Origin of the sequence: Streptoalloteichus hindustanus (genome assembly GCF_900129375.1) — a bacterium.
Classification (GTDB): Bacteria; Actinomycetota; Actinomycetes; order Mycobacteriales; family Pseudonocardiaceae; genus Streptoalloteichus; species Streptoalloteichus hindustanus.
This window is the reverse complement of sequence record NZ_FQVN01000003.1, coordinates 642315-668841: the sequence shown is the minus strand read 5'-3', so window position 1 is coordinate 668841 and position 26527 is coordinate 642315. Positions and strand designations below refer to the sequence as shown.

Annotated in this window: 24 protein-coding genes and 1 pseudogene; 7 read left to right on the top strand and 18 right to left on the bottom strand. The window is 74.1% G+C overall.

The features are described from left to right. Positions 1-17 precede the first annotated feature (17 nt). A complete protein-coding gene (locus BUE43_RS12245) occupies positions 18-674 on the bottom strand; it encodes a M15 family metallopeptidase (protein WP_083959588.1) in 657 nt (218 codons plus the stop codon). Positions 675-875: 201 nt separating this feature from the next. Here BUE43_RS12245 and BUE43_RS12240 point away from each other — a divergent pair, with 201 nt between their 5' ends. After that, positions 876-1955 carry an NAD(P)H-dependent flavin oxidoreductase gene (locus BUE43_RS12240; protein WP_073482229.1) on the top strand — a complete coding sequence of 360 codons (1080 nt, stop codon included), beginning with the start codon at positions 876-878 and terminating at the stop codon, positions 1953-1955. Between the two features lie 55 nt (positions 1956-2010). Here the strand turns inward: BUE43_RS12240 and BUE43_RS12235 are convergent. Continuing rightward, positions 2011-3435: pseudogene (locus BUE43_RS12235) on the bottom strand (amino acid permease). Positions 3436-3886: 451 nt separating this feature from the next. After that, on the bottom strand, positions 3887-4855 hold the full coding sequence (locus BUE43_RS12230) for a zinc-binding dehydrogenase (RefSeq protein WP_073482227.1): 969 nt from the start codon (positions 4853-4855) through the stop codon (positions 3887-3889). A 78-nt stretch (positions 4856-4933) separates the two neighbouring features. On the opposite strand from BUE43_RS12230, the gene BUE43_RS12225 reads away from it, so the two are divergent. The 3 genes from BUE43_RS12225 to BUE43_RS12215 are packed head-to-tail and all read left to right on the top strand — an operon-like array spanning position 4934 to position 6045. Then, entirely contained in the window at positions 4934-5197 is a 264-nt protein-coding gene (locus tag BUE43_RS12225) for a hypothetical protein (RefSeq protein ID WP_073482225.1), read from the top strand. 9 nt (positions 5198-5206) lie between these two features. Next, positions 5207-5665, top strand: coding sequence for a guanyl-specific ribonuclease (locus BUE43_RS12220; RefSeq protein WP_073482223.1), 459 nt, complete (start codon positions 5207-5209; stop codon positions 5663-5665). Positions 5666-5697: 32 nt separating this feature from the next. Then, positions 5698-6045 carry a barstar family protein gene (locus BUE43_RS12215; RefSeq protein ID WP_073482221.1) on the top strand — a complete coding sequence of 116 codons (348 nt, stop codon included), beginning with the start codon at positions 5698-5700 and terminating at the stop codon, positions 6043-6045. A 60-nt stretch (positions 6046-6105) separates the two neighbouring features. Here the strand turns inward: BUE43_RS12215 and BUE43_RS12210 are convergent, their stop codons facing one another. The 14 genes from BUE43_RS12210 to BUE43_RS35960 all read right to left on the bottom strand — a co-directional run bounded on the left by BUE43_RS12210 (position 6106) and on the right by BUE43_RS35960 (position 22325). Beyond that, complete coding sequence (locus BUE43_RS12210) at positions 6106-6879, bottom strand: enoyl-CoA hydratase family protein (RefSeq protein WP_073482218.1); 774 nt, start codon at positions 6877-6879, stop codon at positions 6106-6108. Positions 6880-6963: 84 nt separating this feature from the next. After that, positions 6964-9507: an ADP-ribosylglycohydrolase family protein gene (locus BUE43_RS35110; protein WP_073482216.1), complete on the bottom strand. Its 2544-nt coding sequence runs from the start codon at positions 9505-9507 to the stop codon at positions 6964-6966. After that, positions 9507-12053 carry a type VII secretion system-associated protein gene (locus BUE43_RS33410; protein ID WP_143174103.1) on the bottom strand — a complete coding sequence of 849 codons (2547 nt, stop codon included), beginning with the start codon at positions 12051-12053 and terminating at the stop codon, positions 9507-9509. Before BUE43_RS33410 ends, BUE43_RS35110 begins: the two co-directional genes overlap by 1 nt. A 594-nt stretch (positions 12054-12647) precedes the next feature. Next, positions 12648-13289 carry a hypothetical protein gene (locus BUE43_RS12195; protein ID WP_073482212.1) on the bottom strand — a complete coding sequence of 214 codons (642 nt, stop codon included), beginning with the start codon at positions 13287-13289 and terminating at the stop codon, positions 12648-12650. Positions 13290-13616: 327 nt separating this feature from the next. Then, complete coding sequence (locus tag BUE43_RS12190; protein WP_073482210.1) at positions 13617-14342, bottom strand: sirohydrochlorin chelatase; 726 nt, start codon at positions 14340-14342, stop codon at positions 13617-13619. 92 nt (positions 14343-14434) lie between these two features. Next, complete coding sequence (locus BUE43_RS12185; protein ID WP_073482207.1) at positions 14435-15352, bottom strand: ABC transporter permease; 918 nt, start codon at positions 15350-15352, stop codon at positions 14435-14437. Continuing rightward, a complete protein-coding gene (locus BUE43_RS12180) occupies positions 15339-16136 on the bottom strand; it encodes an ABC transporter ATP-binding protein (protein WP_073482205.1) in 798 nt (265 codons plus the stop codon). Before BUE43_RS12180 ends, BUE43_RS12185 begins: the two co-directional genes overlap by 14 nt. Positions 16137-16174: 38 nt before the next feature. Further along, positions 16175-17272: an ABC transporter substrate-binding protein gene (locus BUE43_RS12175; protein ID WP_083959586.1), complete on the bottom strand. Its 1098-nt coding sequence runs from the start codon at positions 17270-17272 to the stop codon at positions 16175-16177. Between the two features lie 19 nt (positions 17273-17291). Next, the gene (locus BUE43_RS12170; protein ID WP_073482203.1) at positions 17292-18614 is read right to left on the bottom strand and encodes a sulfate adenylyltransferase subunit 1; all 1323 of its coding nucleotides are present in this window, start codon (positions 18612-18614) and stop codon (positions 17292-17294) included. After that, positions 18614-19561 carry a sulfate adenylyltransferase subunit CysD gene (cysD, locus tag BUE43_RS12165; protein ID WP_083959585.1) on the bottom strand — a complete coding sequence of 316 codons (948 nt, stop codon included), beginning with the start codon at positions 19559-19561 and terminating at the stop codon, positions 18614-18616. Before cysD ends, BUE43_RS12170 begins: the two co-directional genes overlap by 1 nt. A 17-nt stretch (positions 19562-19578) precedes the next feature. Continuing rightward, entirely contained in the window at positions 19579-20277 is a 699-nt protein-coding gene (locus tag BUE43_RS12160; protein ID WP_073482201.1) for a phosphoadenylyl-sulfate reductase, read from the bottom strand. Continuing rightward, complete coding sequence (locus BUE43_RS12155; protein ID WP_073482200.1) at positions 20274-20429, bottom strand: Insertion element protein; 156 nt, start codon at positions 20427-20429, stop codon at positions 20274-20276. The genes BUE43_RS12160 and BUE43_RS12155 overlap by 4 nt, the downstream gene beginning before the upstream one ends. Then, positions 20426-22111, bottom strand: a complete 1686-nt coding sequence (locus BUE43_RS12150) for a nitrite/sulfite reductase (RefSeq protein ID WP_073482198.1) — start codon at positions 22109-22111, stop codon at positions 20426-20428. Before BUE43_RS12150 ends, BUE43_RS12155 begins: the two co-directional genes overlap by 4 nt. 127 nt (positions 22112-22238) lie before the next feature. After that, a complete protein-coding gene (locus BUE43_RS35960) occupies positions 22239-22325 on the bottom strand; it encodes a putative leader peptide (RefSeq protein ID WP_407697118.1) in 87 nt (28 codons plus the stop codon). Between the two features lie 66 nt (positions 22326-22391). Between BUE43_RS35960 and hemW the strand changes: the two genes are divergently transcribed. Next, entirely contained in the window at positions 22392-23609 is a 1218-nt protein-coding gene (gene hemW / locus BUE43_RS12145) for a radical SAM family heme chaperone HemW (protein ID WP_073482195.1), read from the top strand. Between the two features lie 252 nt (positions 23610-23861). Next, positions 23862-24854: a sporulation protein gene (locus BUE43_RS12140; protein WP_073482193.1), complete on the top strand. Its 993-nt coding sequence runs from the start codon at positions 23862-23864 to the stop codon at positions 24852-24854. Between the two features lie 69 nt (positions 24855-24923). Here the strand turns inward: BUE43_RS12140 and BUE43_RS12135 are convergent, their stop codons facing one another. Then, positions 24924-25256: a type II toxin-antitoxin system VapB family antitoxin gene (locus BUE43_RS12135; protein WP_073482191.1), complete on the bottom strand. Its 333-nt coding sequence runs from the start codon at positions 25254-25256 to the stop codon at positions 24924-24926. Positions 25257-25493: 237 nt separating this feature from the next. Here BUE43_RS12135 and hrcA point away from each other — a divergent pair, with 237 nt between their 5' ends. Continuing rightward, positions 25494-26516 (top strand): heat-inducible transcriptional repressor HrcA, encoded by a 1023-nt coding sequence (hrcA, locus tag BUE43_RS12130; protein ID WP_073482189.1) that lies wholly within the window; start codon positions 25494-25496, stop codon positions 26514-26516. The last annotated feature ends 11 nt before the right edge of the window (positions 26517-26527 follow it).

The following is a 26527-nucleotide window of genomic DNA, read 5'->3' as shown; positions in this document are numbered from 1 at the left end:
CCCACCGCACGTCCGGCTCAGGGCTTCTCGAAGTGCTGGTAGTCCAGCGGCGTGGTCCAGTGACCGCCCCAGGTCCAGCCGCGCTGGGTGAAGGCCAGCACCGCCGGGTCGCCGTCGTGCAGCATGCCCGGGTCCCGGCGGGTGCGGTCCAGCCACGGGCCGCCGTTGGCCGGCTGCACGCCCTTGTCGTCCAGGTACGGGTTGATCTTCGGGTTGATGTCGATCGCCCGGCCGTAGGCGTGGTAGGACCAGCGACCGCTGCCCCCGATGCCCCGGCAGTTGTAGGCCGAGGTGTTGTTGTCCCGCATGGACAGCTCGTCGTCGGCGTTCGGGTAGTTGTCGGGAGTCCGCATCTTCTCGATGGGGAACCGCATCCGGTACAGCTCGCCGAAGAGCGTGATCGTCTCGGTCACCCGGTCCTGGTTGACCACCAGGCGGCCGGTGTGCGCCCGGCCGTCCATGCCGACGTGCCGGAGCGTGACCAGCCGCAGCTCGTCCGGGCGCACCGGGCACTCCGGCCGCCAGGTGGTGCCGAGCTGCTCGGCCGTGACCGGACGGGCGACCGCGAAGTAGGGCGGCAACGAGGTGTCCTCCCCGGCGCCCGCCGCGGCCGGTGCCACGGCGGCGAGGGGCAGGACCAGGCTCACCAGTGAGGCCAACAACACGGAGCGCATTCGGCCAGTCTCGATCGGGAGGCCCGGATCGCCAAGGGTGGTCACCCGATCTGAGCAGTGGGACGTCCGACGGTCGGACGCTCCGGGGGTGGGCGTTGGGAGATCACCCGAACGGGGTGATCTGGACGAGGGTGCGGGCGCCGCTGTGGCCTTGGCTGCATTGCCCCGGCGGCCCCCGACGGCGCTCACTAGGGTCCGGATGTGATCAGTGACCTGCGCATCCCGGTCATCGCCGCCCCCATGGCGGGCGGCGTGTCCACCCCCGAACTGGTGGCCGCGGTGACCGAGGCCGGCGCGTTCGGCTTCCTCGCCGCGGGCTACCTCGGCGCCGACGCGCTCGCCGACCAGATCGCCCGCACCCGCGCGCTGCTGGGCGCCGGCGGGAGCGGCCGGCCGGCGCCGTTCGGGGTGAACCTTTTCGTGCCGGGGGCCGACACCCACCCCAGGCTCGACGGGTACCGGGAGCGGCTCGGCGCCGAGGCCCGCAGGTACGGGGTGGAGCTGGGCGAGCCCCGGTGGGAGGACGACGACTACCCGGCGAAGCTGGAGCTGGTCGTGGCCGAGCGGATCCCGGTGGTGTCGTTCACCTTCGGCTGTCCGGACGCCGACGTGGTTCGGCGGGTGCGCGGGGCGGGCGGCCAGGTCGTGGTCACGGTGACCACGCCGGCCGAGGCCAGGACGGCCGTGCGGGCCGGGGCAAACGTGGTCTGCGTGCAGGGCTCGGAGGCCGGTGGGCACCGGGCGGTGTTCCGGGACGACGGCGTCTCGCCCGGCGGTGGCGAGCTGCTCGGCACGGTCGCGGCGCTGCGCCTGGTGCTCGCCGCCGTGGACGTGCCCGTGATCGCGGCCGGCGGGCTGGCCACCGGCGCGGACGTGGCGGCGGTGCTGGCCGCCGGCGCCACCGCCGCCCAGCTCGGCACGGCGTTCCTGCGCTGCCCGGAGGCGGGCACCCAGCCCACGCACCGCGCCGCCCTCGGCGACGCCGCCAGGGGAACCGCCCTGACCAGGGCGTTCACCGGGCGTCCCGCGCGTGGCCTGGTGAACCGGGTGTTGTTGGAGCACAGCGGCCGCGCTCCGGCGGCCTACCCGCAGGTGCACCACATGACCAAGCCGTTGCGCGCGGCGGCGGGCCGGGCCGACGACCCCGAGGCGATGTCGCTGTGGGCGGGGCAGACCTACTCGCTGACCGAGGCGTTGCCGGCCGGGGAGCTGGTGGCCCGGCTGCACCAGGACGCGCGGCGGGCGCTGGCCGCTGCCGCCGACCGTCTTGGCAGGGACTGAGCACGGGGTCTGGGCGCGGGTCCGGCCGGACACCACCGTGGCGTCCGGCGGCCCCTCACCGCCGTTTGGACCGTCCGGTCCAGGCCAGCTCGGAGTGCCGGTAGGAGTAGGCGAAGTAGACGACCAGGCCCAGGAGGAACCAGACGCCGAACCGGAGCCAGGTCGTCGCGGTCAGCTCGGTGATCAGCCACAACGAGAAGACGATGCCGACGAGCGGCACCACGGGCACGCCCGGGCAGCGGAAGGTGCGGGGCAGGTCCGGCCGCCGTTAGCGCAGCACGACGACGGCGACGGACACCACGACGAACGCCAGCAGGATGCCGATGTTGGTCAGCTCCGCCGCCTCCCGGATGGGCAGGAAGCCGGCGATCAGGGCGGAGGCGGCGCCGGCGATCCAGGTGACCCGGCTGGGCACCTTGCGCACGGGGTGGGTCCTGGCGAACCATTTGGGCAGCAGGCCGTCGCGGCTCATGGAGAACCACACGCGGGTCACGCCGAGCATGAACGTGAACAGCACGGTGACGATGCCGACGATGGCGCCCACCGCGATCACCGTGGCCAACGCCGGCAGGCCCACGTCGGCGAAGGCGTTGGCGAACGCGCTCTCGCTGTCGATGGCGCGGTAGTCCTGCATGCCGGTGAGGACCAGGCAGGCGAGCACGTAGAGCACCATCGAGATGGCCAGCGAGTACAGGATGGCCTTCGGCATGTGCTTCTGGGCGTCCTTGGACTCCTCGGCCGCGGTGCTCATCGCGTCGTAGCCGAAGACGGCGAAGAACACGGTGGCCGCGCCGGTGATCGCCCCGCCGAAGCCGAACGGGAAGAACGGCGTGTAGTTGTCCGCGTTGATGTGCGCCGCGCCGACGACGATCACCAGCAGCACCAGGCCGACCTTGAGCCACACCAGGAAGGTCTCGAACCGCGCCGCGTTCCTGATGCCGAGGTTGAGCAGGTAGGCGATCAGCAGGCACAGCAGCGCGGCGAACAGGTCGACCTTGTGGCCCTCGCCAGTGCCGGGCGCGCCCAGCATCCACGCCGGCAACGTCACGCCGATCTTGTTCACGAAGAAGGCGAAGTACCCGGAGATGCCGATCGCGACCACGGCGACGATGGCGATGTACTCCAGGAGCAGGTCCCAGCCGATGAACCAGCCGACGATCTCGCCGAGGACCGCGTAGCCGTAGGTGTAGGCGGAGCCGGCCTTGGGGATCAGGCCGGCGAACTCCGCGTAGGCGAACGCGGCGGCGGCGCTGGCCACGCCGGCGACCAGGAACGAGATCAGCACGGCCGGACCGGCGGTCCTGTTGGCCACGGCCCCGGCCAGGGAGAAGATGCCGGCGCCGATGATGCCGCCGACGCCGATCGCGGTGAGCTGCCACAACCCCAGCGTCCGGGTCAGCTCGCCCTCGTGTTCGCTCGCGATCTGCTCCACGGGCTTGCGCCGGAAGATCCCGGAGCCGCCTCCCAGCCGTCGGTGCATGGCACTCCCTCCGACCGCGCTCGCCGTCGATCCGGTGCGCCTCGTAGTAGACCAGCGCGTGAGGCGCGTCACGTGAACCGTCACCGAGGTGTTGTCGAACTCGACGGGGGAACAGGGGCAACGCGCGGGGCAGCGCGGTTCACGGCGATCGGCGGCGGTGTGTCGGAGGAGGTGTTCGGCGCGGTCTTCCGCTCCTGCGCCGTCACGGGGGTCTGATGCCTGCCCGAGGTCCCGCGATCTTCGGCCTTCCCCGTGAGGAGCGGACGTCGACTTTCGTATACGAACACCGTGGTCCTTCGTATACGAACGTCATCGTCTTTCGTATACGACCGACATGGTCCTTCGTATACGAAAGACGACCCTTCACGGACGGGGAGATCCTCCGCGGGTCGCGGGAGAGGGGAGGCCGGAGCCCCCGGGAGCCCCAGGTCAGTCCTGGAGCAGTCCCGGATCAGTCCCGGGTGAAGACGATCTTGCCGGCGGTCTCGCCGTCGAGCATCGCCCGCACGCCCTCGGCCGCCCGCTCCATCGGCAGTTCGCTGCCGATCCGCGGCCGCAGCCCCGTCAGGTCCAGGAAGGACAGCAGGTCGGCGAGCTCCTGCCGGGTGCCCATCGTCGAGCCGACCACGCGGAGCTGGAGGAAGAAGACGCGCTGCAGCTCCGCCGCGGTGGCGTCCCCCGTGGTGGCCCCGGACACCACGATGGTGCCGCCGGGGCGGAGGCACTTCACCGAGTGCGACCAGGTGGCCCGGCCGACCGTCTCGAACACCGCGTCCACCCGCTCGGGCAGCCGCGCGCCCGGCTCGAACGTCCGGTGCGCGCCCAACTCCTCGGCCAGCGCCCGCTTGGCCTCGCTGCGTCCGGTGGCCCACACCCGGAACCCGGCGGACCGGCCGAGCTGGACCAGCGCGGTCGCCACCCCGCCGGAGGCGCCCTGCACCAGCATGGTCTGCCCCGGCCGGAGGCCCGAGTTCACGAACAGCATCCGGTAGGCGGTCAGCCAGGCGGTGCCGGTGCACGCGGCCTCGGCGAACGACAGCGACGCGGGCTTGGGCAGCGCGTTGCGGCGCGGCACCACGACCACGTCCGCGAACGTGCCCTGGTGCAGCTCGGTGAGCAGCGTGCGCTTCGGGTCGAGGGTCTCCTCACCGGTCCAGTCCGGGTCGCCCACCACCGAGTGGATCACCACCTCGGTGCCGTCCGGCAGCGTGCCCGCGCCGTCGCAGCCGAGGGTCATCGGGAAGCGCTCGGGCTTGATGCCCACGCCGCGCAGCGTCCACAGGTCGTGCATGTTGAGGCTGGCGGCGCGGACCCGGACCGGCACCCAGCCCTCCGGGGCGCTCGGCTCGGGGCGCTCGCCGACCACCAGCGCGGCCAACGGGTCGTCGGGCTTGGGCTCAGCGGCGTAGACGGCGAACATGCCGGCAACCTACCGGCCGACCTCCGGGGTGGCGCGTGACGCCGGTCACGCGGCGCGGTGGCGCGTACCCTCTCCGTCGTGCTGGCCTGGTTGACCGAGTGGTGGGACGACGTCGAGCTGTGGCTCGCCCAGCTCTGGTACCCGTTCCAGATCACCGTGGTCCTGGCGGTGTTGCTGCCGGCCTGCTGGGCGGTGGCCTGGCTGATCGACCGCGTGGTCGACCGGGCGTCGGCGCGCCTGACCCCGGTGCGGGACGTGGAGCCGCCGCTGGGCGGGCGGTACGACGAGCCGCCGGCGACGACCCCCCGGGGCGGGGCGGTCGCGCCCGAGGCGCGTCCGTAGGCTCGGCTCGTGACACCCCACAAACGGATCCTGGCCGGCCTGCTCGGGCTGATCGCGCTGGTCCTCGTGGTGTGGCTGGTGCGGGGCCAGGGCGGCGACCCGAAGCCGGCCCCCACCAGCGGCGCCGTCGTCGGCACGGGCACATCGGCCGCCGGCGGGCGGGTGCCCGGCGCGGACTCCGGGCTGCCGGTCAAGCCGCTGACGCAGCTGCCGAAGGAGGCCGGGCAGACCTGGCACCTGATCGAGCGCGGTGGCCCCTTCCCGTACCCGGAGAAGGACGGCAGCGTCTTCGGCAACTTCGAGCGGCGCCTGCCGAGCAGGAACTCCGGGTACTACAAGGAGTACACGGTGCCCACGCCCGGGGAACGCGACCGGGGCGCGCGTCGGCTGGTGGCCGGTGGTGGCGGCGAGGTCTACTACACGGGTGACCACTACGGCTCCTTCGTCGTGGTCGACACCAAGCACTAGGGGGGCTTGCGGTGAGTGCTGACGGTGCTTTCGTGGAGGCGCCGCGAGGGACGACCGCGCGCGAGGTGGAGCGCGAGGCGCGGCAGCGCGGCGCCGTTCCCCACGTGGTCGACGCGGCGGCGGCGGAGAGCAAGGCGGGCGCGCTCGGCGCGTTCGGCAGCGCGTTGTCCTTCCCGTCCTGGTACGGCCGGAACCTCGACGCCCTCTTCGACTGCCTGACCGACCTGTCCTGGCTGCCGGCCGGGGACCACGTCCTGGTCTGGCCGGGGCACCGCGCGCTGGCCGCGAAGGACCGGACCGCCTACGACGGGATCCGGACGGTGCTGTCCGACGCCGTGGAGACCAACCCCCGGCTCTCGGTCGTGCTCACCGACGCCTGAGACCGTCCGGTTCGGCTGCGGGGGCGCGCCCGCCGGGTCGCCGGCGGGCGCGCCGTCCGGTCAGCCCTTCGGCACCCAGGACGGGGAGCGCTTCTCCGCGAACGCGCGGATGCCCTCCTGTCCCTCCTCGCTGGCGAAGTGCCGGGCGGACAGCTCCAGCATGTCGGCGAAGTCCTCGGCCAGGCCGGTGGCCCGCTCGCGGCGCAGCATCGCCTTGGTCGCGGCCAGCGCCCGCGGGCCGCCCAGCGCGAGCATGTCGGTGTACCGGCGCACCTCGGCGTCCAGCGCGTCGGCGGCCACGGCCGCGTTGACCAGGCCGATCTCCACGGCCCGGCGCGCGTCGAACTTCTCGCCGGTGAGGAACAGCTCGTGCGCCGCGCGCGGCAGCAGGCGGGGCAGCACCGTCACCGAGATCACCGCCGGGACCACGCCCAGGCGGACCTCGGTGAAGGCGAACGTGGCGTCGGCGACGGCCACCGCGATGTCGCAGGCGGCGACGATGCCGACGCCGCCGGCGCGGGCCGGGCCGGCCAGCCGGGCCACCACCGGCTTCGGGCTGGTCCAGATCTGCTCCAGGATCGCCGGGAACTCGTTGACCCCCTGCTGCTGCGCGTTGGCGCCGCGCGACTCCTTGAGGTCCATGCCGGAGCAGAAGACCGGGCCGGTGTGGGTCAGCACGACGACGCGCACCGCGGGGTCGTCGACCGCGTGGGTCAGGTGGTCCCGCAGCTGCCCGCGCAGGGCGCTCGACAGGGCGTTGCGGTTGTGCGGCGAGTCCAACGTGATCGTCGCGACGCCGCGCTCCACGGCGTAGTGCACCAGCTCCTCGGCCATGTGCCGGGACCCTAACGGTTCTCCCGCCCCACCGGCACCCGGTCGTTGGTCGTGAGCGGCCGGCTCCCGGCGCCGGCCTCGACGTCAGGGCTGGTCCGACGGGGTTTTCCTGGCCGCTGCGCGGAGTTCGGCATTGGTGTCGATCGCGTCGGCGAGGACGTGGAGGGCCAGCTCGACGGTCTTCGGCAGATCGCCGGAACCTTGTCGGAAGGTTCGCCACAGCGCGAGCAGCCGTTCCTCCTCGGCTGGTGTGTCCTCGCCTGACGAGTCGTTGGCGAGCTCTGGTGCCGAGCTGGCCGGGTCCGGCGCGGGGTGCGGCGCGGCGTGCGGCTCCTGGGCGGGCTGGGGCACGTGGCTGACGCCGACGGGGTAGCGGCGCAGGTGCTCCTCGTCGGTGGGCGGGGTGGGGCCGAACTCGGCCAGGGCGTCCAGGGTCAGGCGCTCGATGACCTCGCGCAGCTCCAGGCGGTCGAGCCAGCGGCGGGGGAGCCGGCGCACGCCGAGCGCCGCGCCCAGGATGTTGCCGCAGACGGCCCCGACGGAGTCGCTGTCGCCGCTGTGGTTGACCGCGATCCGCAGGGCCAGTTCGACGTCGTCGCCGGCGACCAGCGCGGCGCACACCGCCATCGCCAGGGTCTCCTCGCCCACCCAGCCCAGACCGAGGCGGGCCTCCACCTCCTCCGGCGTCGGCACTCCGCCGGCCGCCACGCGCAGCGCGTTCCCCAGCGCGCGCGTCGTTTCCTCGTGACCGTCCCAATCCTCCAGTTCGGACAGTGCACTGTGGACGGAGTCGGTCAGGGGGACGCCCCGGAGCAGCTCCCACACGATGACCGCGAGCGCGCCGGCGGACAGGTAGCCGCTGGGATGGGTGTGGGTGAGCGCCGCGAGGTCGGCCCCGAGGCGGAACGCGGAGCTCCGGTCGGTGGCCACGAACGCGGCCGGCGCCGCGCGCATGACACCGCCGCAACCCTTGGAGTCGTTGATTTTGTTCGTGACCGAGCCCGGTTCGTTGCCCGCGGCGAAGCGCTGCAACGCGTTGACGCAGGTGTGGCCGGGCGCGCGCCGCTGGAACAACGCCCTGGTGGCGACAAGCCACCCGTCCGGTTCCGGATGTGTGGCCAGGAACGGTCCGGCGACCTCGGCCCACTCCTGTCCCTGGGTGTGCAACCACCGCTGGTAGGCGTGCTGGATCTCGTGCGTCGTGCGGTCCTCGCCGGTCAGTCGCTTCCGCAGGTGCGCCCGGATCAGACCTTCCAGCGTGAACAACGACATCTGGGTGTCGTCGCTGATCGACCCCGCCGGGCGGTAGGCGTCCACGAAGTCCGTCAGGCCCTGGTCGCCGTGCTTCTGCCGGATCTTGGGCAGGGGGTCGAACTCGACCGCGTAGCCGAGGGCGTCCCCGACCGCGCCGCCGAGGACGCAGCCGAGCACGCGCTCTGCCCGCCCCGGCGCGTCTCCGGCGCCCGATCCGTCCACAGTGGACAGAATGTGCGTGGGCGCCTCGGTGTCGGGAGCCGGCGTGAACCCGTCGTACCAGGCGGGATAGCGGCGCAGCCACTCCTCGTCGCGGGGCGGGGTGCTGCCGAACTCGGCGGCGGCGTCCCCGGCCAGCTCCTCGATGACCGACCGCAGCTCCAACCCGGCGAGCCAACGGGCCGGCAACCGGCTCGCGCCGAGCGTCGCCCCGACGATGTTGCCGCAGATCGCGCCGGTGGAGTCGCTGTCGCCGCTGTGGTTGACCGCGATCCGCAGGGCCAGTTCGACGTCGTCGTCGGCGACCAGCGCGGCGCACAGCGCGATGGCGAGCGCCTCCTCGCCGACCCAGCCCCCGCCGAGGTGCCGCTCGACCTCCTCCGGCGCGGGCGCACCGCGTTGGGCGAGCTGGAAGGCGCGGTGGAGGGCGGTCTCGGTCTCCTCGTGCCGGGGCCAGCGGCGCAGCTCGGCCATGGCCGACCACAGCGCGCGCTCCAGCGGTTGGTCCCACAGCAACTGGCGGACGATGACGGCGAGCGCGCCCGCCGGCAGGAAACCGCTGGGGTGGCTGTGGGTCAGGGCGGCGATGGTCGCGCCGACGCGGAAGACCTCGCTGAGGTCGGTGCTCCACAGCGCGGCCGGCGCGGCCCGCATGACCCCGCCGCAGCCCTTGGAGTCGTTGATCCGGTGGGCGAAGGTGGCCGGCGTTCCGGTGCGGGCGAAGGTGTCCAGGGACCGCAGGCAGGTCTTGCCCGGCGCGCGGCGGTCGAACAGCTCGGGGACGCGCACCAGCCAGCCGTCGGGCTCGGGGCAGTCGGCGAGGAACGGCCCCGCCGCCTCCTCCCACGGCACACCCTGGGTGTGCAGCCACCGCTGGTAGGCGTGCTGGACCGGGAGCAGGGGGTCGCGCTCGCCGCGGAACCGGCGGGCGACGCCCGCGCGGACGAGACCGTCCACTGTGAACAGTGTCATCTGGGTGTCGTCGGTGATCGCGCCCCGCCGGCCGAACGCCTCGGCGGGCGCGTCGGGGCCGTGCGGGCCGAACCGCGCCCGGATCTCGTCGAGCGCGGCGAACTCGACCGGCGCGCCGAGGGCGTCGCCGAGCGCGCCGCCCAACAGGCAGCCGAGAACCCTGTCCGCCCAGTTCGTCGTCATCACCAACCCGGGTAGCGGTGGAACCAGTCGTCGGTCGTGGGGGGCTGCGGGCCGAACTCGCGCAGGGCGTCCTGGGCCAGGGTCTCGATCACGTCCCGCAGCTCCAGGTTCTCCAGCATGGCGGGCGGAACTCCCGCCGTCCCGTGCACGGCCCCGACGATGTTGCCGCAGATCGCGCCGGTGGAGTCGCTGTCGCCGGAGTGGTTCACCGCGACCACGAGGGCGTCGGCGGCGGAGTCGGTGGCCAGCGCCGCGCACAGGCCGATCGCCAGCGCCTCCTCCCCGACCCAGCCGCCGCCGAGCCGCTCGGCGAGCAGCTCGGGGGTCGGCCGGCCCCGGCCGGCGAGCTCCACCGCCCGGTCCAGCAGCTGGAGCTGCTCGTCGTGCCCCTCCCTGGTCACGAGCAGCGAGCGGGCCAGCTCGACCGCCGGGGGCAGCTCCGCGCCGCGCACGAGCTGGTGCACGATCGCGGCGAGGACCCCGGCGGACAGGTAGCCGCTCGGGTGGCTGTGGGTCAGCGCCGCCGCCCGCGCGGCGAGGTCGAACACCTCGGCGGGGTCCTCCGACCACAGCGCGACCGGGGCGACGCGCATGACGCCGCCGCAGCCCTTGGAGTCGTTGAGCCGGTGCTCGAAGGTGCCCGGCTCGTCGGTGCGGGTGAACAGGTTCAACGCGGCGAGGCAGGTGCTGCCCGGCGCGCGGACCGCGAACAGCCCCCGCTGGTGGACGAGCCAGCCGTCCGGCTGCTCGGCGTGCCGGGCGAAGGACCCGCCGGCGGTGGGCCAGTCGGCGCCCTGGGTGTGCAGCCACCGCTGGTAGGCGTGCTGGAGCACGCGGACGTCGTCGGCGGGTTCCCCCCGGCGTCGCCGGACGTGTGCCCGGATCAGGCCCTCCAGCGTGAACAACGTCATCTGGGTGTCGTCGGAGATCTCCCCGCCCCGGCCGTGCGACAGGTCGAACGCCGTGATGCCCGCGTCGCCGTAGCGCTGCCGGATCTGGCCGATGTCGAGGAACTCCACGCCGAAACCCAGCGCGTCGCCGACCGCCCCGGCCAGGACGCTCCCGAGGAACCGCTCGTCCCGGTCGAGGGCGGGGCGGGGCGCGGGGGAGTCCGGGGGCGGGGGCGCGGCTTCGGGGGGCAGCTTCTCGATGATCTCCGTCGGCGCGTCCCGGGGTGGGGGGCCGTCGCCGGCCGGCTCCGACGACCCCGACGGCTCTGACGACTCCGACGACTCCGACGACCGCGCGGCGGGGTGCGGAACGCGTTCGGTGGCGTCGCCGGCCGGAGTCGGGGCGGGCCCGGGCTGCCCGGGGTGGTCGGCCTGCCCGGGGTGGTCGGGGCGGGCGGGTGGTTGCGGCCGGTGCTCGGCCACCGCCTGGTCGTGGGCGGCGACGAGCTCCGGGCCGGACACCCGGTACGTCGCCGGGTGGTCCGGGTTGAGCCGCAGGTCCACGCCCTGGAGCAGGTCGCGGATCTCGCCGACCGAGACCTCCTGGGAACCGGGCGCGTCAGGGGGCAGGAGGCCCGCCGAGGTGAACGCGGACATGACGGGCAGGTCGGTGCCCTCCTCCTGCCCGGCGAAGAACCGGCGCGTGGTCTCGGACGTGCGCTCCGCCAGCAGGAGGAAACGGTGCCGCAGCAGGGCGTTGACGAGCGCCGACGGGTGGAGGTAGGCGGTGGCGACGAGCTGGAGCGCCTCCTCCAGCTCGTTCTCGGCCGGCGGCCAGCCCAGGCTCCGCGGCGAGGGGCGGTAGTCCGGGTTGGGGTGGAAGTCCCTCGTGACCTCGCCGTGCTCGTCGACCCGGTAGCCGCCGACGTAGCCCCAGGTGGGGATCTCCTCGGTGTAGCCGTCGAAGAACGGGTCGGCGACGTACAGCCAGCCGTTCGGCGCCTGGCGGGCCTGCTCCCTGGCCTCGTCGCTGAGCTCGGGCCCGGCGGCCGACGACCGCGCCTCCACCGCCGCGACGACCTGGGCGCCGCGGACCACGACCGAGGGCTCGTAGCCGGGGTTGAGCCGGAGGTCGGCGCGGCGGAACAGGTCGACGAACTCGGTGACCTGGCACCGGTAGACCCCGGCGCCGGCGGGTGGGCGGAGGTACGACGTGTACGCCTGGACCACCGGCGGTTCGGCCGGGTTCTCCGTCACCACCGCCGCGACCAGGCCGCCCCGCTGGCTCTGCCCCCTGATGAGCACCAGGATCTCGTGGTCGAGCAGCGCCTCGACCAACGCCGACTCCGGGCTCGCCCCGGTGGCGACCGCCTGGATGACCCGCTCCAGGTCGTTGGTCGGCGACATCCTGGGCGGCGGGGTCGACGACGGGCGTTCGGCCCGGGTGTCCGGGAGCGGCTGGTAGCGGGGGTTGGCGACGTACTCGCCGGTGATCTCGCCGCGCGCGTCGACCCGGTAGCGGCCGATCACCGCCTCCGCCGGGACGCCGCGCGTGGTGTCGTAGCCGGGGTCGGTGACGAGCAGCCAGTTGTTGGGCACGGCGCGGGCGCGCCGTCGCATCTCCGGAGTGATCTCCGGCTTTCCGTGCTGCCGCATCTCCACTTCCCCTGCGCCGACCGGCCTGGCCACCAAACACTAGGCACTGCCGACCCGGCGGTCGACGTGTGGTGCCCAGCCCCGGGGCCGCTCCGCCCGACGCGCCGGCCCGCCGGTCGGCGGGTTCCGGTGGCACGTCGGGAAACCCCATGATCGGGCTCGGGACAGTCCACTGTCGATGATCGTCTTCTGCTTGTGACGTTGCGGTTCCGCGCGGACTGGTCGACGGCGTTCCCGGCGGGGTCCGGAGACCTCGGGGTGGCGGTCGCCGGGGTGACGACCCGCCCCCCGAGTGCTGTCCGGGTAGGACAGTGCGGAGCGGGATCGACGCCGCCTCCTCGTTTCCGTCGGGCTGATCCGCGTGCCCCGGGTGCTTCCTCGTCGGCTGCTCGACCACACGCGGAGCGCGAGAAAGAGTGTCCATAGTGGACAGATATGGCGGAAGGGGTGCGACGGCGCCGTGATCAGGCGGCGGTCGAGCTGTTTCGCGTGGGGCAGAAGGAGTTCCGGTGAGCCGTGGCCCGCGCCGGCGGCGAGGGCGCCGTGGGCGGGCGGCGCGGGCCACACAGGGGTGGTGGCCCGCGCCGGTGCGGCTCAGCCGATGGTCGTCGACGTGAGGGTGGGGCTGGGGTTGGGGTAGCACGTCGTCGGGGCGTTGACCGGGAAGACCCCGACCTGGATGGTCGCGGTGAAGGTCAGCCCGGGGTTGTCGTGGTCGCTGCCGGTGAGCCGGGTCTCGATGACGCCCCGGTCGCCGGCGGTGAGGTCGAGGCTCAGGGTGGGCAGCTCGATGTCCGCCCCGCCCTTGATCGGCCCGGGAATGGTGACCACGACGTCGCCGTCCTCGTGGTCGACCGACGGCGTGCTGTTCAGCCCGGAGCCGCCGGAGAGGCTGGCCGAGGCGTAGCTCGCGTTCGCCGGCACGGCGACCTGGAGCTTGACGTTCCTGACCTCCTTGACCTTGTGGCCGCCGACGACGCCCGGGATCCTGATGGGCGCGGGGTCCAGCACGACGGTCAGCGCGCCGCCCGGGGCGACGGTGGCCGGCGCGCTGGTCTCCAGCGGCTGGTTGAGCTCGAAGTCGGCGGTCTGGCCGGCGGCGCTGCCCCGGCACTGGTAGGTCACGGTCGTCCCGGGCGCGGCCGCGGTGGCCGGCACGGCCAGCGCGGCGACCGGGACGAGGGTGAGCGCGGTGGTGAGAAGGCCGCGCAGGGCGGCCGTGGTGGTTCGGTTCATGGTTCCGCTCCGTGGTGTCCCCAACGAGCGCGGCGGCGACCCCGAGTGTTACCAGCAGGTAACCCCTGAACAATCGTCCGTTGTCCGCAAAGCGGACAGTGCGGGGTGCGCGGTCGGCCCAACCCCGGGTCCGCCAAGCGGGGCAGTGTCGAAGAACCGCGGCGTCGACGGAACCACAGCGGGAGCGAACCACAGCGGGGAGCGAACCGCGTGTCGACGGAGGGAGATGCCGTACGCGGGCGCGGGATTCGGGCTGGGGTGAGCCCGCGCCCGCGTACGGCGAACTAGCGGATCAGCGGATCAGCGGATCAGCGGTCGGACCGGTGGTCAGGCGTAGCGCGCGGTCGAGGCCGGCTCGGCCGTCAGGTAGCGCTGCACCACCAGTTCGGCGACCTCCGGGTCAGGACCGAGCGGGTCCGCGAGCAGCGCCCCCGGCGCCACGGCCCGCGCCTGCGCGCGGACCCGGTCCGGGAGCAGCCCCGGCGCCAGGAACCACGAGCCGAGCGCGACGCGCCGGGCGCCGCGGGCCCGCAGCCGGGCGACCGCGCTGGCGACGTCCGGCTCGGCCGCCGCGAAGGCGACCTCGACGCCCGCCCAGCCCGCGCCCGCCGCCCACCGCCGCGCCACGTCGGCGACGGCGGCGTTGGCCGGCGGGTGCGACGAGCCCGCCGCGGCGAGCACGACGCCGATCCCCGGGTCTCCGGGGTGGGCGCCGGCCGCGGCCAGCCGGCGCAGCGCCGCCGACTCCAGCCGGGGGTCCGGCCCGAGCACGTCGGAGACCAGCACCTCCAGCCGGGGGTGGCGGCCGGTCGCCTCGGCCACCGCGCCGGGCACGTCGACCCGGGCGTGGTAGGCGTCGCCCAGCAGCAGAGGCACGACGACGGCCCGCCGGTGCCCCTCGCCGGCGACGCCCGCGAGCACGTCGGTCAGCCGGGGCGCGGACAGGTCGAGGAACGACAGCCGCACGTCCAGCCCCGGCCGCAGCGCCCGGACCACCTCCAGCAGCGCCGCGACGCTGGCCGCCGAGCGCGGGTCGCGGCTGCCGTGGGCCACCGCGACGAGGGGAGCCGCGCACGGCGGCGGGGACGCCCCCGCGAGCGACTCCCCGAACGACCCCGGGGACGTCCCCGGAGCTGACACCGTCGTCACAGCACCCCCACCAGGCCGCGGGCCCGCAGGACCCGCCGCTCCACCGGCCGGAAGGCCAGCAGCTCGACCCCGATCCCCACCAGCAGGATGAGCAGGATCGCCGCGATCACCTGCGTCATGTCGCTGAGCGCCTGCCCGTGCTGCAGGAACGCGCCCAGGCCGAGGCCGAGCTGGGGGGAGACGGCGATCAGCTCGGCGGCCATCAGCGACCGCCAGGAGAACGCCCACCCCTGCTTGAGCCCCGCGAGGTAGCCCGGCAGCGCCGCCGGCAGCAGGATGTGCCGGGCGGACTCCCACCGGTTCGCGCCCAGCGCGGCGCCCACCCTCGGCAGGATCGGCGGGATCTGCTCGATCCCGGCGACCAGCCCGTTGGTGATCGAGGGCACCGCGCCGAGCAGCACCACGAAGTAGATCGCCGCGTCGTTCAGGCCGAACCACAGCACGGCAGCCGGGACCCAGGCCACCGACGGCAGGCTCTGCAGCCCGGTGACCAGCGGGCCGATCGCCGAGCGCACCGGCCGGACCCTGGCCACCAGCAACCCGAACGGCGTGGCCACGACCACCGCCACCAGGAAGCCGATCACCGCGCGGTGCACCGATGTCCACAGGATGCCCAGGGCCTCGCCCTCGCGGAAGGCCTCCCACACGACGTTCCACACCGCCAGCGGCGCCGGCAGCTTGTACTCCGGCCACAGCGCCGAGGCCCACAGCGCCTGCCACACGGCGACGAAGGCGACCAGGGCCAGCAGCGGGGGTAGCGCCGCCGAGAGCGTCCGGCGCCACCCCCGCCGCCCCTGCGAGGCGGGTGCCGGCGCGTCCAGCGCGTCCAGCCCGGCCTCGACGGCGGCCAGTCCGGGGTCCCGCCCGCCGCCCGTCGGGGCGCCGGGCTCGTTCACCAGGTCAGGCCGCGGCATGGGTGCTGATCACCTCCCGGAGCCGGGCGTTGATCTCCTCGACCGCCGCCAGCTCCTCCGCGCCGCGCAGCCCGTCGACGGGCCACTCCTGCACCACGCGGCCCGGCCGCGAGGACAGCAGCACCACCCGCTGCCCCAGCCGGACCGCCTCCCGCACGTCGTGCGTCACGAACAGCACGGCGGTGCCGGTGGCGCGCCAGATCCGCAGCAGCTCCGCCTGGAGCACGTCGCGGGTGATCGCGTCGAGGGCCGCGAACGGCTCGTCCATCAGCAGCAGACCCGGCGCGTCCTCGTCCGCCGCGCCGAGCGTCGAGGCCAGCGCGCGGGCCAGCGCCACCCGCTGCCGCATGCCGCCGGACAGCTCGTGCGGCCGCTTGTCGCCGACCTCGCGCAGCCGCACGAGCTCCAGCAGCTCGCTCGCCTTGGCGCGCCGGCGGTCCCTCCTGACGCCGGCGAGCCGCAGCGGCAGCTCCACGTTGCGGGCCGCGGTGAGCCAGGGCAGCAGCGCGGCCTCCTGGAACATCACGGCCGGACGCGCCGTGTGCGTCACGACGTCGCCCGCGCTGGGCTCGTCGAGCCCGGCGACCAGGTTGAGCAGGGTGGTCTTGCCGCAGCCCGACGCCCCGAGCAGGCAGACGAACTCCCCCAGACCGACCCGCAGGTCGACTCCCTCCAGGGCGGTGACGGCCTGCGGGCCGTGCCCGAAGGACTTGTGGACGTCGGTCAGCCGCACGGCCACGCTCGCGGGGGACTGCGGTGGTGCTATCTCCAGTGTGGCGGTCATCTCGGCCTGCCTTCCTGCAGTGTTGCTGGTCCCTGCGGCTACTTCTGGAGTCCGGCGGCGTCGGCGAGCGGCCTCCCACCCGCGGCCAACACCGTGTTGAGCGGCCGGAGGTCGACGAACCCGGCCAGGTCGGGCGCGCTCCTGACCACGCCCGCGGTCACCGCGTCCTTCGCCAGCCGGGGGAAGGTGCGGGCCAGCGGGTCGGTGGTGAGCTGGATCCCGGCGAACGCGCGGTCGAGCACGGGCTGGCTCAGCGCCTTGCCGGTGAGCTTCTCCAGCTGCCGGTTGACCACGGCCCGCGCCTCGGCCCCGTTCGCGGCGGCCCAGTCGGTCGCGGCGAGCTGCCCGCGCAGCAACGCCTCGACCGTCCTCGGGTGCTCGCGCAGGAACCGCGTGCGGACGATCAGCACGGTGGACGGGAACTGGCCGCCCTCCCACAGGTGGCGCTCGTCCACCAGCACCTGGGCGCCGGCCTCCAGCACCAGCCGGGACGCCCACGGCTCGGGCAGCCAGGCGGCGTCGACCTCGCCGCCCCGGAACGCCTCCAGCGTGCGGGGGTTGTCGGCGTTGGTGACCCGGACCTTGTCCGACCCGTCGCCGATGGCCAACCCCTTCTCCGCCAACCACTTCTTCAACGCGACGTCCTGCGTGTTGCCGAGCTGCGGCGTGGCGATCACCCGGCCCCGGAGCCCGTCCGGCGCGGTGATGCCCGGCCGCACCACGAGCTGGGCGCCGCCGGAGGTGGCCCCGGCGACCAGCCGCACCGTCTCGCCCTGCGACTTCGCGAAGGCGTTGATGGCCGGGCCGGAGCCGATGAAGCCGGCGTCCAGCGAGCCGCCGAGCAGCGCGCTGACCTCGTCCGGACCCGCGTTGAAGGACTGCGTGGTCAGCTTGGTCGAGCCCAGTTCCTTGGCCAGGAACCCCTTGTCCACGCCGATGAGCGCGGACGCGTGCGTGACGTTCGGGAAGTAGCCCAGCCGCAGTTCGGCGGCGGGGCCCTTGTCCGTGGCGGCGTCGGCGTCGGCCCCCCGGTCGGCGCGGGTGCACGCGCCGAGCGCCACGAGCAGGGGAACGACGACGAGCAGGGTCAGGACGCGACCGTGACGGGGGTGACGGGCAGCGGCGGCGAGACGCACTGCGATCTCCTTCGCGGGGTTACGGGCCAGGGGAGACGAGGGCGCGACGGGTCTCCAGCACCGGCAGCGGCGCGCCGACGAGGCCGGCGGCGACCGTGCCGCCGTCGGCCTGGTCGACCACCAGGAACGCTCCGGTGCGGGGCAACGCGGTGTAGGGGTCCACGGGCAGCGGCTCGGCGGTCCGGAGCTGGACGCGGCCGATCTCGTTGAGGGACAACGCCTGCGGGGTCTCCGACACCGACAGGCTCTGCTCGTCGAACAGCGCGGACAGCTCGGTGACGATCGCCGGGACCGTGCGGGTGCCGTGCTTGACGAGCACCCGCGCGCCGGCGCGCAACGGCTTCTCGCTGAGCCAGCACAGCGTCGCGTCGAGCTCGTCGGTCACCTGGGGCGCCTCCCCGGCGCCGACCAGGTCCCCGCGCGCGATGTCCAGGTCGTCCGCAAGCAGCAGGGTGACCGACTGGCCGGCGCGTGCCTCGGCGAGCGGGCCGTCCGGGGTGTCGATCCGCGTGACCCGGCTGCGCAGGCCGGACGGGTAGAGGGTGATCTCCTGTCCCGGTCGCACGACGCCGGAGGCGACCTGGCCCGCGTAGCCGCGGTAGTCCGGGTGCTCGGCGGTGCGGGGCCGGATCACGTACTGCACGGGGAACCGGAACGGCGCGTCGTCCGGGTCCTCCCGCACCGGCACGGTCTCCAGGTGCTCCAACAGGGTCGGGCCGTCGTACCAGGGCGTGTGCCCGGAGCGCTCCACCACGTTGTCGCCGAGCAGGGCCGACACCGGCACCGCCAGCACCGCGCTCTCCTCGTAGCCCAGCGCCGTGACGTGCGCGGTGAACTCCTTGGCGATCAACGCGAACGTGGTCTCGTCGTAGCCGGTGAGGTCGATCTTGTTGACGGCGAGCACCAGCCGGGGCACGCCGAGCAGCGCGAGCACCGCGGCGTGCCGCCGGGTCTGCTCCACCACGCCCTTGCGCGCGTCCACGAGCAGGATCGCGAGCTGCGCCGTCGAGGCGCCGGTGACGGTGTTGCGGGTGTACTGCACGTGCCCCGGCGTGTCCGCGAGCACGAAGGACCTGCGGGGCGTGGCGAAGTAGCGGTAGGCGACATCGATGGTGATGCCCTGCTCGCGCTCCGAGCGCAGGCCGTCGACCAGCAGCGACAGGTCCGGGGTCGCCAGGCCCCTGTCCACGCTGGCCCGGTGGACCGCGTCGAGCTGGTCGGCGAGCACCGACTTGGTGTCGTACAGCAGCCGGCCGACCAGGGTCGACTTCCCGTCGTCCACGCTGCCGGCCGTCGCCAGCCGCAGCAGGTCGACGGTGCTGTGTGATCGCTCCCGCGTCATCAGAAGTAGCCCTCTCGCTTCCGGTCCTCCATGGCGGCCTCGGACAGCCGGTCGTCGGCGCGCGTCGCGCCCCGCTCGGTGAGCCGGCTGGCCTGCACCTCGGCGATCACGTCGGCGATGGTCCGCGCCTCGGACTCCACGGCCCCGGTGCAGGAGCCGTCGCCCACCGTGCGGTAGCGGACCGTCCGCTCCGCGACCGCCTCGCCCTCGCGCGGCCCGCCCCACGGGCCGGAGGTCAGCAACATGCCGTCGCGGCGGTACACCTCGCGCCGGTGCGCGTAGTAGATCGACGGGAGCTGGATGTTCTCGCGCGCGATGTAGCGCCACACGTCCAGCTCGGTCCAGTTCGACAGCGGGAACACCCGCACGTGCTCGCCGGGCCGGTGCCGGCCGTTGTAGAGGTTCCACAGCTCCGGCCGCTGCCGGCGCGGGTCCCACTGGCCGAAGGCGTTGCGCAGGCTGAAGACGCGCTCCTTGGCGCGCGCCCGCTCCTCGTCGCGGCGGCCGCCGCCGAACACCGCGTCGAACCGGTGCTCGGTGATGCTGTCCAGCAGCGGCACGGTCTGCAGCGGGTTGCGGGTGCCGTCGGGCCGCTCGGTCAGCCGGCCGTCGTCGATCCAGTCCTGCACCCTGGCCACCACCAGCCGGACGCCGAGCTCGGCGACCAGGGCGTCGCGGAACTCCAGCACCTCGGGGAAGTTGTGCCCGGTGTCCACGTGCAGCAGGGGGAACGGGACGGGCGCCGGCCAGAACGCCTTGCGCGCCAGGTGGACCAGCACGGTGGAGTCCTTGCCGCCGGAGAACAGGATCACCGGTCGGTCGAACTCGCCGGCCACCTCGCGGAAGATGTGGACGGCCTCGGACTCCAGCGCGTCGAGGGCGGCCTCCGCCGGGCGACCGCCCCCCGGCAGGTCCGGTGGAGTGTCCGGCAACGTCTCTGTGCTCATGGGTGCCCCTCTCACTCTCAGCCGTGCAGGCCGCACTCGGTCTTGGCCCGGCCCGCCCAGCGCCCGCTGCGCGGGTCGGCGCCCGGCGCCGGCTTCGCGGTGCACGGGGCGCAGCCGATCGACGGGTATCCGGCGGACACCAGCGGGTTGACCAGCACGTTGTGCCGCTCGACGTAGGCGTCCAGGTCCTCGTCGCTCCACGCGGCCAACGGGTTGACCTTCACCAGCCCGTTGCGCTCGTCCCACGTGACGACCGGGGTGTTCGCCCTGGTCGGCGCGTCGACCCTGCGCACGCCGGTGACCCAGGCGTCGTAGCCGGCCAGCGTCCGCCGCAACGGGATCACCTTGCGCAGGAAGCAACAGCGGTCCGGGTCGCGCTCGTACAGGCGCGGCCCCTCGGCCGCGTCCTGCTCGGCCACCGTCCGGTCCGGCAGCGCGTTGACGATCGGCACGTCGTACACGGTGGCCACCGCGTCCCGGGTGCCGACGGTCTCGGCGAAGTGGTAGCCGGTCTCCAGGAACAGCACCGGGACGCCGGGCCGCGCGCGCACGGCCAGGTCGACCAGCACCGCGTCCTGGAAGTTGGAGGCCACGATCCAGCGGTCGCCGAACGTGGCCGCGGTCCAGGCCAGCACCTCCTCGGCGGAGGCGTCGGCCAGCTCGTGGCCGGCGCGCTCGGCCAGCCGCCGCAGGTCGCTCTCGGGTGGGGTGATCATCCGGACACCTCCGTCGTGACCAGGCCGACCAGCTTCACGGCGAACACGCGGCGGCAGGCGGCGCACCGCCACGCGCCGTGGGGTTCCGGTTCCGGCCGCAGGTCCTCGTCGCCGCAGTAGGGGCAGTAGTAGGGGGTGGCGCGCTCGCTCATCGCAGGTCGTCCTCCTCGGCCCTGGCGACCCACTGGGCGAACCGCTCGTCCTCGGCGCGCTGCGCCGCGAACCGGCGCACGACCCGCTCCACGTAGTCGGGCAGCTCGTCGGCGGTGACCTTCAGGCCGCGCAGCTTGCGGCCGAACCCGGCGTCCAGGCCGAGCCCGCCGCCCAGGTGCACCTGGAAGCCCTCCACCTGGTCGCCCCCGGCGTCGGTGACGATCTGGCCCTTCAGCCCGATGTCGGCGACCTGCACCCGGGCGCAGGAGTTCGGGCAGCCGTTGAGGTGCACGCTCACCGGCGGGTCCAGGGTGGCGTTGACGTCGGCCAGCCGGCGCTCCAGCTCCTCGACGAGGGTGGCCGCGCGCGCCTTGGTCTCGACGATCGCGAGCTTGCAGAACTCGATGCCGGTGCAGGCCATGGTCGCGCGCCGCCACGGCGAGGGCTCGGCGACCAGGCCCAGGGTCGCCAGCTCCTCGGTCAGACCGTCCACATCGGACTTGTTGACGTCGAGCACCACCAGCTTCTGCTGCGCGGTGAACCGGACCCGGCGGGAGCCGACCCGCTCCACCGCCTTGGCCACCGCGACCAGGGTCGAGCCGGAGACCCGCCCGGCGACCGGGGCCACGCCGACGAAGTAGCGCCCGTCCTTCTGCCGGTGCACGCCCACGTGGTCCGGCGGCGAGGCCGGGACCTCCGGCGCCGGCCCGTCCAGCAGCGGCCGGCCCAGGTACTCGGTCTCCAGCACCTCGCGGAACCGCGCGACGCCCCAGTCGCCGACCAGGAACTTGATCCGCGCCCGGTGCCGCAGCCGGCGGTAGCCGTAGTCCCGGAAGATCCCGATGATCCCGGCCCACACCTCGGGCACCTCGGCCAGCGGCACCCACGCGCCCAGCCGCTGGGCGATCATCGGGTTGGTGGACAGGCCACCGCCCACCCACACGTCGAAGCCCGGCCCGTGCTCGGGGTGGCGCACGCCGACGAACGACACGTCGTTCACCTCGTGCGCGACGTCCTGCAGCCCGGAGATCGCGGTCTTGAACTTGCGCGGCAGGTTGGAGAACGCCGGGTCACCGATGTAGCGGCGGGTGATCTCCCTGATGGCCGGGGTGCCGTCGAGGACCTCGTCCTCGGCGATGCCGGCCACCGGGGAGCCCAGCACCACGCGGGGGGTGTCGCCGCACGCCTCGGTGGTGGACAGGCCCACCGCCTCCAGGCGCTCCCAGATCGCCGGCACGTCCTCGATCCGGATCCAGTGGTACTGGATGTTCTGCCGGTCGGTGATGTCGGCGGTGTCCCGCGCGTAGGTCTGGGAGAGCTCCCCGACCACGCGCAGCTGCTCGGTGGTGAGCTGCCCGCCGTCGACCCGGACGCGCAGCATGAAGTAGCGGTCGTCCAGCTCCTCGGGGGCCAGCACGGCGGTCCGCCCGCCGTCGATCCCGGGGCGGCGCTGCGTGTACAGCCCCCACCAGCGGAAACGTCCCCGCAGGTCGGCGGGGTCGATCGAGTCGAAGCCCTGCTGGGCGTAGATCGTCTCGATCCGGGCGCGGACGTTGAGCCCGTCGTCGTCCTTCTTCGTGCGCTCGTTCGGGTTGAGCGGTTCGCGGTAGCCGAGCGCCCACTGGCCCTCGCCGCGACGGCGCCTCACGCGGGCCGGCGCTGCCGTCGTAGGGGGAACCATCTGGCGACCTCCGGAGACTCCTGGCACCGGGCGGCGGCGTGGTTCCCCTGGGCGCATGGCTCATGGGACTTGCTCCAGCCGACGCTCCCGGCGCCGGCTGGTGGTGATGTGGACGCGCGGCGGCGGGTTAACCCGTCCGCCGGCACATTGCGCTGGACACCCGCCGGTAGTCGATGTGGCGGCGGGCCACGAGGCGAGTGTCGAGAGCGTTCACGGGGGTCAGAGTGCCACCGGGTCCAGGGGTCGTCTAGCACCGTTCGGATGCTGGGACACTGGTCGTGTGCCCTCTACACTCCCGCCGGGCGACCCGGCTCCGCCGAACGGCGCACTGCCGACCCCCGCCCTCGCCGGCCTCGGAAACAGGCCGTTCGGGGTGTATGTCCACGTACCCTTCTGCGCTACCCGATGCGGGTATTGCGACTTCAACACGTACACGCCCGGTGAGCTCGGCTCGTCGGCCTCACCGCAGTCCTGGATGGAGGGGCTGCGGCGCGAGCTCGACCTGGCCGCGCGCGTGCTCGGCGCCCCGCCGGCCGCCGACACCGTGTTCGTCGGCGGCGGCACCCCGTCGCTGCTCGGCGCGGACGGGCTGGCCGCCGTGCTCGACGCCGTCCGGTCCGCGTTCGGCCTGGCGCCGGACGCCGAGGTGACCACCGAGGCCAACCCCGAGTCCACCTCGCCCGAGTTCTTCGCCGGCATCCGCGACGCCGGCTACACCCGGGTCTCGCTCGGCATGCAGTCGGCCGCGCGGCACGTGCTGGCCGTGCTCGACCGGAAGCACACCCCCGGCCGGGCGGCCGCCGCGGCCAGGGAGGCGGCCGCGGCCGGCTTCGAGCACCTCAACCTGGACCTGATCTACGGGACGCCCGGGGAGACCGAGGACGACCTGCGGGCCTCGCTCGACGCGGTGCTGGCCGCCGGCGTCGACCACGTCTCGGCGTACTCGCTGATCTTGGAGGAGGGCACGGCCCTGGCCCGCCGGGTCCACCGCGGCGAGCTGCCCGCCCCGGACGACGACGTGCTGGCCGACCGGTACGAGCTGGTCGACGACACCCTGACCGCCGCCGGACTGGGGTGGTACGAGGTGTCCAACTGGGCCGCCTCCACCGCCGCCCGCTGCCGGCACAACCTCGGCTACTGGCTGGGCGGCGACTGGTGGGGCGCCGGCCCCGGCGCGCACAGCCACGTGGGCGGCGTCCGGTGGTGGAACGTCAAGCACCCCGCGCGCTACGCGGCGCTGCTCGCCGAGGGGACCTCGCCCGCGGCCGGGCGCGAGGTGCTCGGTGACGTCGAGCGGTACGAGGAGCGGGTCCTGCTGGAGCTGCGGCTGGCCGAGGGCCTGCCGCTCGCGGCCCTGGCCGAGGAGGGCGTCGCCGAGGCCGGCCAGGCCGCCCGCGACGGCCTGCTCGACCCGGACGCCCTCGCCGCCGGTCGGTGCGTCCTGACCCGCCCCGGCCGGCTCCTCGCCGACGCGCTCGTCCGCCGGCTGCTGCCCTGACCCCGACGCCGGCGGTCCGCGCCCTCCCCCCGGCGGGGCAGGGAGGGCCGGACGGCCGGCGGCCGGTGGGCGGATTGTCGTGATGTTGACGGGATGCCGGGAACTCCTCGCCGCCGACGTCAGTTGATCTGGCGGAACGGCGCGCCCGTCGCGGCGTTCCGGGGCCGACAGGTCAGGGCGCGACGCGCCAGCCCCTCCGGCGCTGGCGCCGGCCCCCGTGGCGTGATGCGCAGTGGAGTGAGGAGTACATCGGTGGTCTTCAAACGGATGTTGCGCGCGTTCGGTGTGGGCGGGCCGACCGTCGACACCGTGCTGCCCAACCCGAACGTCCGGCCCGGCGAGCTGCTCACCGGGGAGGTGCGCGTCCAGGGCGGCGACCACGAGGTCGACATCGAGCACATCGCGCTCGGCCTGGTCACCCGCGTCGAGCGGGAGCACGGCGACCGGGAGCGGGAGGGCGTGGTCGAGTTCCACCGCGCCGTCGTCTCCGGCCGCTTCCAGCTGGCCGCGCGCGAGGCGCGGGCGATCCCGTTCCAGATCCCGCTGCCGTGGGAGACCCCGATCACCACGGTCTCCGGCCACCACCTGCACGGGATGACGGTGGGCCTGCGCACGGAGCTGGCGGTGGCCAAGGCCGTCGACAAGGGCGACATGGACCCGGTGTTCGTCCACCCGCTGCCCGCGCAGGACCGGGTGCTGGACGCCTTCGGGCAGCTCGGCTTCCAGTTCCGCCGCGCCGACCTGGAGATGGGGCACCTGCACGGCGTCGCCCAGCAGCTGCCGTTCTACCAGGAGATCGAGTTCTTCCCGCCCGGCCAGTACGCGGGGCGGATCAACGAGGTGGAGCTCACCCTCGTCACCGGTGCCGGCGGCCTCGACGTCGTGCTGGAGGCCGACAAGCGGGGTGGGATGTTCCACTCCGGCGGCGACGCCTTCGGCCGGTTCCACGCCTCGCACGAGGAGGCGCTGACCGTGGACTGGTCCGCCCACCTGCACGCCTGGCTGGAGCAGGTCGCGTCCCGGCACGGGGCGGCCCACCACGGGTTCGCGGGCCACGGGCACCCGGGCCACGACCCGTACGGCCACGGGAGCCACCACGGGCACCCGGAGCAGCACCGCCACCGGCGGGGCGGGATGGGCGCCGGGGCCGTCGTGGCCGGTGCGGCGGCGGGCTTCGTCGGCGGCATGATCGCCGGCGAGGTCATCGACGAGGTGGGCGACGCCTTCTTCGACGAGGAGGGCTGAGCGGGATGACGTCCCCGCCGCCGCGCCGGTTCTGCCGCGCGGCGGCGGGACGTCGGCGGAGCCGGCCGGTCACTCGACCGGCGCGGCGGGCGCCCCGCCCGGTTGGAGGGCGTCGAGCTCCAGGACGCGCACGTGGATGACCAGGCGTTGCTGGAGCGCGGCGCGGACCGCCCGGTGCAGCCCGTCCTCCAGGAACAGCTCGCCGCGCCAGGCCACCGCGTGCGGGAACAGGTCGCCGAAGAACGTGGAGTCGGAGCTGAGCAGCCGGTCCAGCTCCAGCACCTTCTTGGTGGTGACCAGCTGGTCCAGCCGGACCTGGCGGGGCGGGATGCGCGTCCAGTCCCGCGCGGAGAGCCCGTGCTCGGGGTAGGGGCGGCCGTCCCGCACGTCCTTGAAGATCACTGGCTGGCGACCCCTCCCCGTCGGCGGGCCGCCGAACGACCCCGTCGCCGGTGAAGCGTAGAGGCAGCGCGGCGGCCACGACGCGGTCCGGGTCCGACACCCACCGTCACCACCGTCCCGGGGTTCCCCCGGGCGGCTCAGGTGGCGGCGGCCACGCGAACGCGGTCCGGGGTCCGCGCGGCTCACTAGACTGGCCGGTAGGTCCGAACGGCTACGGTGCGCGGGGAGGTGACGCGGGTGAACGCCGAGGAGCGGCGCTTCGAGGTGCTGCGAGCCATCGTCGCCGACTACGTCTCCTCACACGAGCCCGTGGGCTCGAAGGCCATCGTCGAGCGGCACAACCTCGGCGTGTCCAGCGCCACCGTCCGCAACGACATGGCCGCGCTGGAGGAGGAGGGCTACATCACCCAGCCGCACACCAGTGCCGGCCGGGTGCCCACCGACAAGGGCTACCGGGTCTTCGTCGACCGGCTCAGCCAGCTCAAGCCGCTGTCGTCGGCGGAGCGCCGCGCGATCCAGTCCTTCCTGGACGGCGCGCTGGACCTCGACGACGTGCTGCGGCGCAGCGTGCGGCTGCTGGCCCAGCTCACCCGGCAGGTCGCCGTCGTGCAGTACCCGACGCTGACCCGCTCGACGGTCCGCCACCTGGAGGTGGTGATGATCACGCCGGCCCGGCTGATGCTGGTGCTGATCACCGACACCGGCCGGGTGGACCAGAAGATCGCCGACCTCGGGGACGTGGTGAGCGAGGAGGACGTGGCCCGGCTGCGCACCTCGCTCAACGCCGCCATGGTCGGGCAGCGGCTGGCCGAGGCCTCCGCGCGCGTCTCCGAGCTACCCGACCAGGCGCCGGCCGAGCTGCGGGACGCCATGACCAGGGTGTGCACCGTGCTCATCGAGTCGCTCGTCGAGCACCCGGAGGAGCGCCTGGTGCTGGGCGGCACCGCCAACCTGACCCGCAACGCCGCCGACTTCCCGCACTCGCTGCGGCAGGTGCTGGAGGCGTTGGAGGAGCAGGTCGTGGTGCTCAAGCTGCTCGCCGCCGCGCGCGACGCCGCCCACGTGGTCGTCCGCATCGGCGGGGAGAACGAGGCCGAGGACCTGCGCAGCACCTCGGTGGTCTCCATCGGCTACGGGCGTTCCGGCGACGTCCTGGGCGGGATGGGGGTCGTCGGACCGACCCGGATGGACTATCCGGGAACCATGGCGGCCGTGCACGCGGTCGCCGCGTACGTGGGGGAGATCCTCGCCGGGCGGTAGCGCCCGGCGGG